We start from the raw sequence: 13,388 nt of genomic DNA, 5'->3' as shown, positions 1-13,388 counted from the left end.
CGCACCCCCGAAACGCCGAGGACACCTGGATTTGGCGCGGTCTGGGGCATGGGCTACTGTTCCTGTCGTTCGCCGGGGACGCCCCCGGAGGAACAAGCGGACGTAGCTCAGTTGGTAGAGCGCAACCTTGCCAAGGTTGAGGTCGCGAGTTCGAGCCTCGTCGTCCGCTCGGAGAGGTCTCTCCAGTGTTTGGCCTCCACGGTGGGTTGGCCGAGAGGCGAGGCAACGGACTGCAAATCCGTGTACACGGGTTCAAATCCCGTACCCACCTCCACACGACCCACCACAACTCAAGACCCGGGCGATTGGCGCAGCGGTAGCGCGCTTCCTTGACACGGAAGAGGTCACTGGTTCAAACCCAGTATCGCCCACCAGCATCCAGGCCCCGGTCCCCCGACCGGGGCCTGTGTCGTTTCCCCCCGGGCCCAAGCCCCCGTGGGCCGTGGGACGTCATACGGGCAGGACGTCCCCTCCTGCTCGACGTATGACGTCCCGAGGGGCTGGCCGGCCGAGCGTCGGTGTCGCGTGGGAGCCTTCGCGTCGTGCGGAAGCTGCCTGGGGTCGTCGTGGTCGCGGTGCTCGTCGTGGTCGCGGTGGCGGGGGTCAACTCCTGGACCGGGGGCCGACCCGGCCCCGGCGGGGATTCGACGGTGCCCGAGGTCGCGCAGCTCTCCCGCGCCGACGCGCTGGCCGCGCTGGGGCGGTTGCCGCGGGTCGAGCGGTGGCCGGACGGGCCGGCCTACGACCGCGACGCCTTCGGGGAGGCCTGGTCGGACGTCGACGGCAACGGGTGCAACCAGCGCGACGACGTGCTGCTGCGCGACGCAGAGCCCGGCACCGTCGAGACCGCGCGACAGGGTGCCTGCGACCACGACGTGCTGGCCGGCACCTGGGTCGACCCCTACACCGGGACCCGCCTGGTGATGACCGACATGAAGGACCCGGCGCAGGCCCAGGCCGTGCAGATCGACCACGTCGTGCCGCTGGCCGAGGCCTGGCGCTCAGGCGCGAGCGCGTGGAGCGACGCCCGCCGCGAGCGCTTCGCCAACGACCTCGCCGTGCTGGTCGCCTCCGACGGCGCGACCAACCAGTCCAAGGGTGACGACGACCCCGCCGCCTGGCTGCCGACGCAGGACTTCCAGTGCGACTACGCGCTGACCTGGGTGGCGGTCAAGGAGGCCTGGTCGCTGGCGGTTGACGACTCCGAGGCCTCCGCCCTCGCCGGGATGCTGGAGCGCTGCCCCGCCCGCAGGAACGAGCCGGTGCGCTGAGCACCCACCAGCGAGGTGGGGACGCCGTCGCGCACGACCACCTGACCGGCCACCATCACCAGCGGCACGGTCGCGTCGTTGCGGTTGACCATCCGCGACAGCCCGCCGTACTGGGCGACCGGCTCCTCGGCGTACTCCTCCAGCGTGGCGTCGAGCCGCTCGGGGTCCACCACGAGCACGTCGGCACGGTCACCGACCCGCAGGTGACCGGCGTCGATGTCGTAGAATTCGGCCAGCTCACCGGTCACCCGGTGCACGGCCTGCGCGACGGTGAGGAACGGACGGCCCGCCCGCTCGGCGTCGCGCACGTGCTTGAGCAGCCGGAGCCCGAAGTTGTAGAAGGCCATGTTGCGCAGGTGCGCGCCGGCGTCGGAGAAGCCCATCTGCACGTGCGGGCTCTGCGCCATCTTCTGCAGGATCCGGGGCCGGTGGTTGGAGATCGTGGTGCGCCAGCGCATCGCGGTGCCGTGCTCGATCACCAGGTCGAGGAACGCGTCGACCGGGTGCAGCCCGCCACGCTCGAGACCGACCTGGCCGAAGGACTTGCCCACCACCGAGGAGTCCGGGCAGGCGACGATCTCGGCGTCGAAGAAGTCGCGGTGCCACACGCGCGGGCCGTACTTGGACTCGTAGTCCTTGCGGAAGGCACGGCGGTACTCCTCGGAGCGGAACAGCTCCTTGCGGGCGGCCTGCTCCTGCAGGTGCAGCGCGGTCGCGCCGGAGCCGAACTCCTCGAAGATGACCAGGTCGATGCCGTCGGCGTAGACCTCGAAGGGCACCGGCAGGTGCTGCCAGCGGAAGTCGGCGCCGAGCCGGTTGACCACCCCGCCGAGCAGGTTCATCAGGTGGATGATGAACGGGATCGCCTTGATGTCCGCGGCCGAGAGCAGGCTGGTGCGCAGGGCCTTGCGCCTGCCCCAGCCGATCGACCCGAGCGCCTGGGTGACGATCGTGTGCGGGTGGCTGGCGTCGGGGCCGGCCTGCAGCACCCGGCCGCGCCGGCGCAGGATCGAGCGCAGCGGGCGCATCTCGCGGCCCTTGGCGTACGTCGAGGGCAGCGTGCGCGAGCGGCACAGGTCGCCGTCGAGCTTGTCGAAGAGCAGCTGCTGGGCCGACATGCCGACGAAGCCCGCGTCGAGGGCCTCGCCGAGCAGCTGCTCCATCTTCGCCTGCTCCGCACGCGCCGGGCGGACCTCCTTGCGGGTGGCCCGGTCCAGCCCCATCACGGCGGCGCGCAGGTCGGAGTGACCGACGAACGCCGCCAGGTTGGGGCCCAGCGGCCGGCGCTCCAGCGCCTCGACGTACGACGAGGCGCCGTCCCACCCCTCGCCGGCCTCGCGGATGCGCTGCAACGCGCCGATGACGTGCTGGCGCGGGATCGCCTCCACCCGGCCGAAGAGGTCACCGGCGTCGACCGGGTCCACGTGCACCGTGGAGAGCGAGCACGACCCGAGCAGCAGGGTCGTCACGCCGTGGCGCAGCGACTCCGGGAGCCCCGGCCCCTCGAGCACCTCGACGTCGTAGTGGGTGTGGATGTCCACCATGCCCGGCATCACCCACCGCCCGGCCGCCTCGACGACCTCGGTGGCCGGCCCCGCCTCCAGCGGGGTCGCGGACACGGCAGCGACCCGGCCGTCGCGGATGCCGAGGTCGCGCACGGCGGGCTCGGCGCCCGTCCCGTCGAACCACAGGCCGCCGCGGATGATGGTGTCGTAGCTCACAGCACTCACCTGCTGATCCAAGAGGGGTCTTGATCCTGGGTCAAGGCCTGCGGCCGCGCCTCGGACAGCAGCGCGTCGCGGTCCTCCGGGCAGGCGAACCCGGCGGCGATCATCGCCTCCGTCGCCGCGGAGTACGCCGCCAGGTACTCCTCGGCCGAGCCCCAGCGCGCCCGCAACGACCCGGCCGGCAGCGGGGTCGTCGACCCGAAGAGCTGGCAGATCAGCGAGGCGCCCTCCGGGGCGAACCCGCTGAGCCTCTCGACCGGCGCGTCGACGGCCGGGGTGCGCACCCCGCCGAGCGTGGTGCCGAGGTCGTCGGTCGCGTAGTGCTCGCCCACCACCTCGAACGGGTCCGCGGCCGGCGGGGCGTCGCCGCCGCGCGCCCACGTCTCCAGGGCCCGCAGCCCGGCCCGCAGCACGAACACCTGCTGTCCCCGGTTGACCGGGGTGGGACAGCCGAGGAGCTCCTCGAAGGCGTCGATCTGGAACTTGTCGGCGTGCGCGGTGCCGGCGACCTCCCAGGTCCGCAGCCAGGGACCGTCGGGCTGCCGGGCCGGCAGCGAGCGCATCCGCCCGAGCACGTCGGTCTCGGTCTGCACCACCAGCGTGGGCACCAGGTCGTCGGGCAGGACGGCCGGTGGCTGCGCGAGGACCGCAGCCATCGTGTGCTGCTGGCCGTCGGGCTCGAGGGCGGGCAGCGCACCGGCCCGCGAGTGCACGAGGTAGCCGCCGAACGGCGAGTCGGGGCCGTGGACGGAGACCAGGTGGCGCGAGAGCAGGCAGGCCGACTGCGACTCCCCCACCGCCAGCACCAGGTCGGCGCCCACCAGGTCGCGCACGGCCCGGGCGACCTGCGCGTAGACGTCGTGGCACCAGGCGTCACCGGGGTGCGCCAGGTCGCCGTAGCGCTGCGGGTCCGAGCCCACCAGCCCGGGACTCGTCGGCGGCGCACCGCCGTCGACCGCCACGGACCCGGCACCGCCCATCACGCCGACCACCTGCGCGGAGACGCCCGCCCAGGCGTGACCCGCGCGGAGCAGCTCCTCGGCCAGGTAGGTCCACTCCGGTGCCGCCTCCGCGCCGGAGCTGACGTTGAGCCACTCCACGCACAGCGTGCCGCTCGCGGTGTAGGCAGGCGGGTGCCGGACCAGCACCCGCACGGCGTACGACGCCTCGACCCCGCTCGGGGAGCGCGCGACGCCCGAGGCGGTGTGCTCCACCTCCGTCCAGCCGAGTGCCTCCAGGTCGACCGGCGGCCGCGCGCCGTGCAGCCGGTGGTCGCCGGGAGGCAGCGGGGACAGGACGGCGGAGGGGAGGCTCACGACGGCTCGGCATCCTTCGCGCGCGCCCGCTCCGCTTGCCGCTCGGCCTTGCCGATGGCGTCCTCGACGACCGCGTTGAGCTTCGCGCCGTCGGGCCAGCCGGCGTAGTGGCAGACCATGATCACGATCTCGCGCAACGCCCGGGCGTCGAGCTCGTCGTTGGCCAGTGCGGCCGGCACCTGGATGCCCAGCACGTCGGCGTACCCCTTGCCGGCCAGCAGGCCGATTAGCAGCAGCCGGCGGTCGCGGTCGGAGAGGCCGGGGCGGTTCCAGACCTCGCCGAAGAGGTGGTCGGCGGTGTAGCGGAAGAAGTCGCCCTCGCCGTCGGACATCTCGAAGCCGTAGACCTGCTCCATCTTCTCCAGGCCCTTGCGGCGGATCTCGGGGAGGTCGTCGAACTTGCCGCTCATGGGTGCTCCTCGGTCTGGGTGCTGGTGGGGTGGAGGGCGGAGTGCGGCATGCCGAGGCCCGGCGCGAGCCCGTCGAGGGCCAGCCGGGCCAGCGGGGTGTCGACACCGAGCTCGTCGGCCAGGCCGAGGGCGAAGGTGAGGTCCTTCTCCCCCAGTGCCACCACATGCTCGAACACCCCGAACCAGAAGTCGTCGGGCGCGATGGGCGCGGTGCTCTCGCGGTGCATGATCGCGCCCGGGCCGCCGGTGATGGCGTCGGTGTGGCGCACCACGTCGCCGAGCGCGCGCAGGTCGAGCCCGGCCGCCTCGGCGAGACGCTGGGCCTCGGTCGCGGCGGTGAACGCCACGAAGTGCATGAGGTTGCGGGCCAGCTTGAACCTGGTGCCGGTGCCGATCGGCCCGCAGTGCACGACCTTGCCCATCGGCTCGAGCGCCGGGCGCGCGGCGGCGAACGCCTCGTCGGAGCCGCCGACGAGGATCGCCAGCGTGCCCTCGGCCGCACCCATGCCGCCGCCGGAGACGGGCGCGTCGAGCACCTTCACCCCGTGCCGAGACGCGCTCATCTCGAGCTGGCGCGGGGTGTCGGGCGCGACGGTGGAGTGGACGACCACCGTCAGCCGGTCACCGGCGACGCCGAGCACCTGCCCCATCACGTCGCGCACCTGGTCGTCGTCACGGACCATCACGCACAGCACGTCGACCTCGGCGGCCAGGTCGGCCACCGAGGCGGCGGGCCGGGCGCCCGCGGCCGCGAGCTCCTCCAGCGGGCCGGCCGCGACGTCGTACACGCCGAGCTCGACGTCGTCGGCGCCCGCGAGCCGCAGCGCCATCGGCTTGCCGATGTTGCCGAGCCCGACGAAGCCGACCTTCACCGGCGCGTCCACCGCAGCGCTCACAGCCGGAACGTCTGGCCGCCGTCGACCGCCAGGATCTGGCCGGTGACCCAGGAGGCGTCGTCGGAGAGCAGGTAGAGGCAGGCGCCGACCATGTCGTCGACCGAGCCCATCCGCTTGAGCGCCAGGCTGTTGCGCACGATGTCCTTGGCCGCGTCGCCGGCCTGGGTGCGGGTGGCCTGGGTGTCGGTCGGGCCGGGGGCGATGGCGTTGACCCGGATCTTCTGACCGCCCAGCTCGTGGGCCAGCTGCTGGGTCAGGCCGTTCACGCCGACCTTCGCCAGGCCGTAGAAGCCGGAGTAGAGGTAGGCGGCCGTCGAGGACTGGTTGACGATGGCGCCGCCTCCCCGCTTGGCGATCTCGGGGTAGACGGCCCGGGTCATCACCAGCGCGCCGTCCATGTTCACGCTCATGAACTTCTTGTAGTAGTCCCAATCGACGCTGATCAGCAGGTCGAAGGCCATGTCGCCGTAGATCGCGGCGTTGTTGACCAGCAGGTCGATCCCGCCGTACGCCGCCACGGCCGCCTCCACCATCGCCGCGGCCGACTCGTGCGACGACACGTCGGTGGACACGAAGATCGCGCGGCCTCCGTCGCTCTCGATCTGCTGGGCGACCTGCTGGCCGGCGTCGGCGTTGAGGTCGGCCACGACGACTGCGGCCCCCTCGGCGGCCAGTGCCTTCGCGTAGGCCTCGCCGATGCCCTGCGCCGCGCCGGTGACGACGGCGACCTTGTCCTTGAACCTCATCTGCTGCTTCCTTCTCGTGATCGTGGGACGGGTCAGGCAGGGAACGCGAGGGTCTTGACCTCGAGGTACTCCTCGAAGCCGGCCACACCCATCTCCCGGCCCAGTCCGGACTGCTTGTAGCCGCCGAACGGGGCGTCGGGGCTGAACCAGACGCCCCCGTTGACGGCGACGGTGCCGGTGCGGATCCGGTTCGCGACCGCGGTGGCTCGCTCGAGGTCCCCGCCTGTGACCGAGCCGGAGAGGCCGAACTCGGAGTCGTTGGCGATGCGGACCGCGTCGTCGTCGCCGTCGTGCGGGATGACGACCAGCACCGGCCCGAAGATCTCCTCCTGGGCCAGCCGCGAGGTGTTGTCCAGCCCCGCGATGACCGTCGGCTCGATCCAGTAGCCGCCGGCCAGCTCGCCGTCCTTGACCTGCACCGTGCCGCCGGTGGCGAACGTGCCGCCCTCCTCCTCGGCCAGCCGGAGGTAGGCCTCGACGCGGTCACGCTGGACCTGCGAGATGACCGGGCCGCAGATGGCCGAGGGGTCAGCGGGGTCGGCGGTGCCGATCGCGGCCATGGTCTCCGCGGCAGCCTGCACCGCCTCGTCGTACTTCTCGCGCGGCACCACGAGCCGGGTGGTGAGGGCGCAGCCCTGGCCGGCGTGGATGCACACCGTGAAGGCGGTGCCACCGGCAGCCGCGGCGACGTCGGTGTCGTCGAGCACGATCGCGGCGGACTTGCCGCCGAGCTCGAGGAAGACCTTCTTCAGCGTCGGTGCGGCCGCGGCCATGATGGCGCGCCCGGTGTTGGTCGAGCCGGTGAAGGACACCATGTCGACCCGGGGGTCCGAGGTCAGCCGGGCGGCGACCTCGTTCGAGCGGGGCATGACCACGTTGAAGACGCCGGCCGGCATGTCGGTCTTCTCCGCGACCAGGCGCCCGAGCTCGGCCGCCACCCAGGGGGTGTCCGGGGCCGGCTTGAGGACCACCGTGCAGCCGGCGGCCAGCGCCGGGCCGATCTTCGCCAGGTTGATCTGGGTCGGCACGTTCCACGGCGAGATCGCGGCGACCACGCCGACCGGCTCGCGCCGCACGGTGCGCCGGGTGGGGATGCCCATCGGCTGGGCCTCGCCGAGGTCGGTCTCGAACTCGTAGGACTCCAGCAGGTCGGTGACCCACCTCAGCCCCTCGACCGGCACGTCGAAGCCGGCGGCCATCATCATGAAGCCGGGCATGCCGACCTCGGCGGTGGTCAGGGTCTTGAACTCCTCGGCCTCCTCGAGCAGCGCCGCGTGCAGCTGGCGCAGGCAGCGCAGCCGGAGGTCGCGGTCGCTCGCCCACTCGGACTCGTCGAACGCCCGGCGGGCGGCCGCGATGGCCGCCTCGACGTCGGCGCCGGTGCTGTCGGGGGCGACGCCGATCTCCTGACCGGTGGCCGGATCGAGGATCGGGTACGTCGCGCCGTCGGTGGACCCGGTCAGCTTGCCGTCCACGAGCTGCTGGGCGGGCGGCAGCGTGATCGTCAGGCGGCTCATGGGGTCACCTCCGGCGCAGCGACCTGGGTGACGTACTCCCCCGCCTCCACGGGCGGGGGCCAGACGGTCGAGGGCAGGTCGGCCGCGTGGTAGTGCCCGGGGACGTCGTGGCCGAAGACCTTGACCCGCTCCTTGAGGGTGTCGGGCGCCTTGCCCGAGGAGAGGATCGCCATCATGGTGTGCGACATCGAGCCGAAGTCGAACCAGTCGCGCTGCCAGTCGATCTTCACCTGACCGGCGTCGGCACCCTCGGTGACCCGCTTCAGCCCGAACCAGGAGCCGCCGAGACCGGCGACCTCGTACTCCTTGCCCGTGGCGTCGTCGAGGATCCCGGACCGCTGCTTCCACAGCCCGATGACCATGGCCTTCTGCTCGTCGATGACGGTGCACACGTAGTCGTAGTGCCAGCCGTCGAAGCCGTCCATCTCGATGCCGATGGCCCAGTCCCGCACCTGGTCGCGGCCCACGGCCATGAAGTGCTCGTCGGGGGTGAGCATCCAGCCGTAGGTGGTGTCCTCGGCGTACCACTCGGCCATCGGTCGCCAGTCGCCGGTGCGCTCGCAGTCACGGTTGACCTGGAGCCAGGTCTCCCAGAACTCCTCGATCTCGGCGCGGGTCAGGTCACTCATGCTCGTTCCTCCTCGATGGCCAGCGCGAACGCCGGGCAGTACGTCACGGCTGCCTGCACCTGGGGGCGCAGGGACTCGTCGGGGTGCTCGGTCAGGACCTCGACCACGTCGGCGTCCTCGTCGAAGCCGAAGACGCTCGGCGCCTCGGCCTGGCACATCTGGTGGCCCTGGCAGATGTCGCGGTCCGCGACGACCTTGAAGCCCATCAGCCGTCCGCCTTCACGCGCCGGCGGTACCGGGCCCGGCAGGGGCGCTGCAGCTGGATGACCATCTTCGAGTAGTCGTCGCGGTAGGACTCGCTGGGCTGGACGAGCTCGAACTCGAAGTCGCGCAACAGCACCGAGAAGATCGCCTTGATCTGCATCATCGCGAACGCGTTGCCCACGCACCGGTGCTTCCCGGCGCCGAAGGGGATCCAGGTCCAGCGGTTCTGCAGGTCCTCCTGGCGCTCGTCGAGGTAGCGGCCGGGGTCGAAGGACTCCGGGTCCGGGAAGTCCTCGGCCAGCCGGTTGGAGACCCGCGGCGAGGAGGCGACGATCGTGCCCGGCGGGATCAGGTGGCCGGCGAGCTCGATCTCCTGGGCCACCTGGCGCATCAGGATGATCAGGGGCGGGTGCAGGCGCAGGGTCTCCTTGATCACCGACTCCAGCTGCGGGATCGAGCGGAGCGCCTGGAAGGAGATCTCCGAGCCATCGGCGTACAGCTCGTCGAGCTCGGTGACGACCTCGGCCATCTGCTCCGGGTGGCGCATCAGCTCGATGAGCGTCCAGGCCGAGGTGCCCGAGGACGTGTGGTGCCCGGCGAAGAGCATGGAGATGAAGACGCCGGTGATGTAGTCGGCGCTCATGTCCAGCGAGATCAGGACGTCGAGGAGGTCACGCTCCTCGCGTGCCACCGTCCCGCGGTCCCGACGGCGGTCGATGATGTCCTGCACCAGCGCGACCAGCGTCTCGCGCGAGCGGTCGCGGATCTCGAAGGACTCCACGCCCTCCAGGTAGGGGTCGACGTAGGCCAGCGCGTCGGTGCCCCGCTCCAGGCCGTGGTAGGCCTCGGCGAAGCGGTGGTCGATCTCCTCGCGGAAGGGCGGCCCCACCAGGCAGGCGGCGGTGTTGTAGATCGTCAGCTCGGCGAAGAAGTCGAGCAGGTCGATCTCGCCCTCCTCGCCCCACCCGGCGACCATCCGGGTGATCTCGCGCTCGATGGTGCTGGCGTGGCCGCGCATCTGGTCACCGCGCAGCGCCTGGTTCTTCAGCGCCTGCTGCCGCTCCTCCGGGGAGGCGTCGAAGACCACGCCCTTGCCGAAGATCGGCGTCATGAAGGGGTACGCCGCCGCCTGGTCGAGGGTGGCGTCCGGGGCCTTGAAGAACTGCTCGTTGACCTCCGCGCCGGTGACCATGACGACGTCCTTGTCGGCCAGCCGGAACCGGCCGATCTCGCCGCACTCGGCGTGCACCCGCTCGAGCAGGGCCACCGGGTCGGTGCGCAGCTCGGCCAGGTGCCCGTGGCCGTCGGGGTCGGGGACGGCGACCGACACCTCGGGGATGTCGGCGACCGCCGGGTGGCGCTCGTGGGTGACGGTCATGGGTCAGTCCTCCGCAGGATCCGTGACGGGGGCCTCGGGCGAGACCTCGATGAGGTTGAGGTGGACGCCGCGCGGGGCGTCGACGATGGCCCTGATGGCGTCGGCGTGCGGCTGGGGTTGCAGGAAGTGGCTGTGCCGGGCGTGCCCGAACCTGCCCCACCCGTCGAGCACCTTGGCGGCGTCGGCGGGGTCCCAGTCCATGCCCATCTCGCTCCAGGTGGGGCCGGGGCGCACGATCGAGCACCGCACGCCCGTGCCCTCGAGCTCCATCTGCATCGCGTGGGCCAGGCCCTCCAGGCCCCACTTGCCGGCGGTGTAGGCGCCCATGAAGGGGCGGGCTCGCACCGCGACGTCGCTGGAGACGATCACCAGGTCACCGCGGCGGCGCTGGACCATCCCGGGCACGAAGGCCCGCACCAGACGGTGGGTGCCCACGACGTTGACGTCGAGCTCCCGGGAGATCCGGTCGCTGTCGACCTCGTGGAGGGTGCCGGGCGCGAGCTGGGCGGCAGCGGACACGACGACCTCGACCTCGCCGAGGTCGGCGGTGACCTTGGCGGCGAACTCCTCCACCGACTCGGTCGAGGAGACGTCGAGCGGGTGGGCGACCGCCTCGCCGCCGGCGTCTCGGATGCGCTGGACCAGGTCGGTCAGCTTGTCCTCGCGTCGGGCACCGACGGCCACGGGGTAGCCACCTGCGGCCAGCGTCAGCGCGGTGGCCGCGCCGATGCCGGACGAGGCACCGGTGACGACCGCCGGGCGGCGGTCGGGGCGGGCGTACTTCTCGCGTCCCATGCTCGGTGTGCTCCTCAGCGCTCGGTGACGGTGATGGGCAGGTGCGCGAAGCCGCGCACGTTGGCGGAGTAGAAGCGCACCGCGTTCGCCTCGTCGACCTCCAGGTGCCGGGCTCGACCCACCAGGGCCTTCAGCACCAGCCGGGCCTCGAGCCGAGCCAGGTTGGCGCCGAGGCAGAAGTGCCGTCCGCCGCCGAAGCTCAGGTGGTCACCGAGCTCGTCGGCGCTGCGGTGGACGTCGAACCGATGCGGGTCGGTGAACACGCTGTCGTCGTGGTTGGCCGCGCCGAGGGCCAGGAGCAGCTTGCTGCCGGCAGGGGCGGTCACCCCGTGACGGGTCAGGGGCTCGGTCACCAGCCTCGCGACGTACTGCGTCGAGGCGTCGTAGCGCAGCGTCTCCTCGACCCAGCTGTCCACGAGCGGGCCCTCGGGGTCGGCCAGCACCTCGGCGAGCTGGTCGGGTCGTCGAGCGAGGTGGAAGACCGCGTTGCCCAGCAGCTTGGTGGTGGTCTCGTTGCCGGCCACCACCATCAGGAACAGGAACGCCGTGATCTCCGAGTCGGTCATCCGGCCCGACTCGTCCTCGGCGTTGAGCAGGGCGCTGGTGAGGTCGTCGGAGGGGCGTCGACGACGCTCGGCGAGCATGCCGGCGTAGTACTCGAAGAGCTTCATGGAGGCCTCGATGCCGACCGCCGGCACGTCGCGCAGGCCGTCCTCGCGGTGCACCAGCAGGTCCGAGAGCCGACGCACCTCGGCCCGGTCGGCCTCGGGCACGCCCATCATGTCGCTGATGACGTCCATCGGGATGCGCCCCGCGACGTCGGCGATCCAGTCGAAGGACCCCTCGTCCGCCCTCGCCAGCGCGGCGCCGAGGTAGGTCTCGGTCAGCCGCTCGACGGTGGGAGCGAGCTCGCGGACCCGCCGGGGGGTGAACGCGCGCGAGACGAGCCTGCGCAGCCGGGTGGTCTCCGGCGGGTCCATCGCCAGGAAGGACATCACCAGGTGCGCGTGCTCGTTCCAGGCGCTCGCGTCGAGCGTGACGCCCATCCGGTTGGACAGGCCCGCGTCCTCGCGGGTCGCCCAGTGCACGTCCGCGTGGCGGCTGAGCACCCAGTAGTCGTGCTCGGTGTTGTGGAACAGCGGTGCGCGGTCGCGCAGGGCGGCGTACCACGGCAGCGGGTCGTCCTGGACCGCGTGGTCGTAGATGTCGAAGCGGGCCAGGTCGAGGTCGGGGCCGACGGCGGCGCGGACGGTGGTGCTCACAGGTGGCCCTCCAGGATCGTGCCGACGACCGGGTCGAGACGGTCGGCGAGCTCGGCGTAGGTGATCAGCCCCATCCCGGTCTGCAGCAGTGCTCCCGAGAAGGCCATCACCAGGGTCTCGAGCACCGGGTCCACCCGGTCCGCGGGGATGTCGTCGCCGATGGACTCGGCGAAGCGATCCAGGAACTCACCACCGATGCGCAGGCGCAGACGCTCGACGTCGGGGTCGGAGCTGAGCAGCGCGGGCGTGACGGCGGCGGCCAGCTCGGGCGCGGCGGCCAGCTGCCCGGCCAGGGCTCGGGTCGTGGCCCGCAGCCTCTCCAGCGCACCGGAGCCGCTGACCGCGGGACGGTCGGAGTCGAGGTAGCGCCAGAACAGCTCGGCGAAGAGGTGGTTCTTGCTGGCGACGTAGGTGTACGCCGTCGCCGGCGACACCCCGGCACGCGCCGCGACCGAGCGCACCGTCAGCGCGTCGTGGCCGACGGCTCGCAGCTCCTCGGAGCCGGCCTCGAGCAGCTTCTCGAGGGTCTCCGCGCGACGGCCGTCGACGGCCTGCCGCGCGACCATGGACACCTGACTGGACACCTGTCCAACTTAGAACGTGTTCCAGTCCGGCGCAAGCACCTTGACCAGACCGGGTCAACACTGTGGACTTCGCGGCGTGACCGTCACCCTCACCACCCGCGAGGCGATCGCCCGCGCCGCCGGCGCCCTGTTCGAGCAGCACGGCTACACCGGCACGTCGGTACGCGCGGTGGCCGCGGAGGCCGGCGTCGACCCCGCCCTGGTCATCCGGCACTTCGGGTCCAAGGAGAAGCTCTTCCTCGACACGATGGACCTCCAGGGACACTTCGGCGGGGCCACGCTCGGCCCGCTCGAGGAGCTGGGCGAGCGACTGGTCGCGACGCTGCTCGGGCCGGGGCGCGACGTGCGCTTCTCGGCGTACCGCGCGATGGTGCGGGCCTCGGACTCCGACCTCGTGCGCGCCCGGCTGATCGACGCCCTCGAGGAGATGTTCGTCGGACCGCTCACCCCTCGCCTCCCCGGCCCCGACGCCGAGCTGCGCGCCCGGCTGATCGGCGCCCAGGTCGCCGGCCTGCTGGACCAGATGGCCCTGGTCGAGGACCCCGTCCTGGTCTCGGTCGACCCCACCCTCCTCGCCCGCACCTACGGCGCCGCCATCCAGGCGCTGGTGGCGATGCCGGACCGCCCGGAGGTCCACGACTCCTGACCGGGAC

Annotated in this window: 13 protein-coding genes, 3 tRNA genes and 1 pseudogene; 5 read left to right on the top strand and 12 right to left on the bottom strand. The window is 72.1% G+C overall.

Annotation, left to right across the window (positions count from 1 at the left end; translation table 11 throughout):
* Positions 1 to 96: 96 nt before the first annotated feature.
* The 4 genes and pseudogenes from BKA05_RS07565 to BKA05_RS20250 form a co-directional block, all read left to right on the top strand.
* Positions 97 to 169, top strand: a tRNA-Gly gene (locus BKA05_RS07565).
* 31 nt (positions 170 to 200) lie between these two features.
* A tRNA-Cys gene (locus BKA05_RS07560) sits at positions 201 to 274 on the top strand.
* 25 nt (positions 275 to 299) lie between these two features.
* A tRNA-Val gene (locus tag BKA05_RS07555) sits at positions 300 to 374 on the top strand.
* A 144-nt stretch (positions 375 to 518) separates the two neighbouring features.
* A pseudogene (locus BKA05_RS20250) lies at positions 519 to 1,166 on the top strand (HNH endonuclease family protein); the annotation flags it as partial.
* On the opposite strand, the gene BKA05_RS07550 reads toward BKA05_RS20250, so the two are convergent.
* The 12 genes from BKA05_RS07550 to BKA05_RS07495 are packed head-to-tail and all read right to left on the bottom strand — an operon-like array spanning position 1,148 to position 12,735.
* Entirely contained in the window at positions 1,148 to 3,001 is a 1,854-nt protein-coding gene (locus BKA05_RS07550; protein ID WP_343045563.1) for an N-acyl-D-amino-acid deacylase family protein, read from the bottom strand. The pseudogene BKA05_RS20250 and the gene BKA05_RS07550 overlap by 19 nt on opposite strands.
* Positions 2,998 to 4,314, bottom strand: a complete 1,317-nt coding sequence (locus tag BKA05_RS07545; protein WP_179530884.1) for an alpha/beta hydrolase domain-containing protein — start codon at positions 4,312 to 4,314, stop codon at positions 2,998 to 3,000. The genes BKA05_RS07550 and BKA05_RS07545 overlap by 4 nt, the downstream gene beginning before the upstream one ends.
* On the bottom strand, positions 4,311 to 4,724 hold the full coding sequence (locus tag BKA05_RS07540; protein WP_179530883.1) for a carboxymuconolactone decarboxylase family protein: 414 nt from the start codon (positions 4,722 to 4,724) through the stop codon (positions 4,311 to 4,313). Before BKA05_RS07540 ends, BKA05_RS07545 begins: the two co-directional genes overlap by 4 nt.
* Entirely contained in the window at positions 4,721 to 5,620 is a 900-nt protein-coding gene (locus BKA05_RS07535; RefSeq protein WP_343045562.1) for an NAD(P)-dependent oxidoreductase, read from the bottom strand. Before BKA05_RS07535 ends, BKA05_RS07540 begins: the two co-directional genes overlap by 4 nt.
* Positions 5,617 to 6,366: an SDR family oxidoreductase gene (locus tag BKA05_RS07530; RefSeq protein WP_179530882.1), complete on the bottom strand. Its 750-nt coding sequence runs from the start codon at positions 6,364 to 6,366 to the stop codon at positions 5,617 to 5,619. Before BKA05_RS07530 ends, BKA05_RS07535 begins: the two co-directional genes overlap by 4 nt.
* A gap of 32 nt (positions 6,367 to 6,398) precedes the next feature.
* Complete coding sequence (locus BKA05_RS07525) at positions 6,399 to 7,883, bottom strand: aldehyde dehydrogenase (protein WP_179530881.1); 1,485 nt, start codon at positions 7,881 to 7,883, stop codon at positions 6,399 to 6,401.
* On the bottom strand, positions 7,880 to 8,512 hold the full coding sequence (locus BKA05_RS07520) for a nuclear transport factor 2-like protein (RefSeq protein WP_179530880.1): 633 nt from the start codon (positions 8,510 to 8,512) through the stop codon (positions 7,880 to 7,882). Before BKA05_RS07520 ends, BKA05_RS07525 begins: the two co-directional genes overlap by 4 nt.
* A complete protein-coding gene (locus BKA05_RS07515) occupies positions 8,509 to 8,718 on the bottom strand; it encodes a ferredoxin (RefSeq protein WP_179530879.1) in 210 nt (69 codons plus the stop codon). The genes BKA05_RS07520 and BKA05_RS07515 overlap by 4 nt, the downstream gene beginning before the upstream one ends.
* On the bottom strand, positions 8,718 to 10,094 hold the full coding sequence (locus BKA05_RS07510) for a cytochrome P450 (RefSeq protein WP_179530878.1): 1,377 nt from the start codon (positions 10,092 to 10,094) through the stop codon (positions 8,718 to 8,720). Before BKA05_RS07510 ends, BKA05_RS07515 begins: the two co-directional genes overlap by 1 nt.
* A 3-nt stretch (positions 10,095 to 10,097) precedes the next feature.
* Positions 10,098 to 10,889, bottom strand: a complete 792-nt coding sequence (locus BKA05_RS07505; protein ID WP_179530877.1) for an SDR family oxidoreductase — start codon at positions 10,887 to 10,889, stop codon at positions 10,098 to 10,100.
* Positions 10,890 to 10,903: 14 nt separating this feature from the next.
* Entirely contained in the window at positions 10,904 to 12,151 is a 1,248-nt protein-coding gene (locus BKA05_RS07500) for a cytochrome P450 (RefSeq protein WP_343045561.1), read from the bottom strand.
* Entirely contained in the window at positions 12,148 to 12,735 is a 588-nt protein-coding gene (locus BKA05_RS07495) for a TetR family transcriptional regulator (RefSeq protein WP_218842359.1), read from the bottom strand. The genes BKA05_RS07500 and BKA05_RS07495 overlap by 4 nt, the downstream gene beginning before the upstream one ends.
* Before the next feature lie 76 nt (positions 12,736 to 12,811).
* Between BKA05_RS07495 and BKA05_RS07490 the strand changes: the two genes are divergently transcribed.
* The gene (locus BKA05_RS07490; RefSeq protein WP_179530876.1) at positions 12,812 to 13,381 is read left to right on the top strand and encodes a TetR/AcrR family transcriptional regulator; all 570 of its coding nucleotides are present in this window, start codon (positions 12,812 to 12,814) and stop codon (positions 13,379 to 13,381) included.
* Positions 13,382 to 13,388: the final 7 nt, after the last annotated feature.

This window comes from Nocardioides marinus (assembly GCF_013408145.1).
Lineage (GTDB): Bacteria > Actinomycetota > Actinomycetes > Propionibacteriales > Nocardioidaceae > Nocardioides > Nocardioides marinus.
Note: the sequence above shows the minus strand (reverse complement) of the source record. Positions and strands in the feature narration are given on the sequence as shown.

What these genes read in the sequence shown, in the direction of transcription:
- BKA05_RS07510 (WP_179530878.1), bottom strand. Translation starts at nt 10,094, where the DNA reads ATGACCGTCACCCACGAGCGCCACCCGGCGGTCGCCGACATCCCCGAG.
- BKA05_RS07525 (WP_179530881.1), bottom strand. Translation starts at nt 7,883, where the DNA reads ATGAGCCGCCTGACGATCACGCTGCCGCCCGCCCAGCAGCTCGTGGAC.
- BKA05_RS07505 (WP_179530877.1), bottom strand. Translation starts at nt 10,889, where the DNA reads ATGGGACGCGAGAAGTACGCCCGCCCCGACCGCCGCCCGGCGGTCGTC.
- BKA05_RS07515 (WP_179530879.1), bottom strand. Translation starts at nt 8,718, where the DNA reads ATGGGCTTCAAGGTCGTCGCGGACCGCGACATCTGCCAGGGCCACCAG.
- BKA05_RS07520 (WP_179530880.1), bottom strand. Translation starts at nt 8,512, where the DNA reads ATGAGTGACCTGACCCGCGCCGAGATCGAGGAGTTCTGGGAGACCTGG.
- BKA05_RS07540 (WP_179530883.1), bottom strand. Translation starts at nt 4,724, where the DNA reads ATGAGCGGCAAGTTCGACGACCTCCCCGAGATCCGCCGCAAGGGCCTG.
- BKA05_RS07530 (WP_179530882.1), bottom strand. Translation starts at nt 6,366, where the DNA reads ATGAGGTTCAAGGACAAGGTCGCCGTCGTCACCGGCGCGGCGCAGGGC.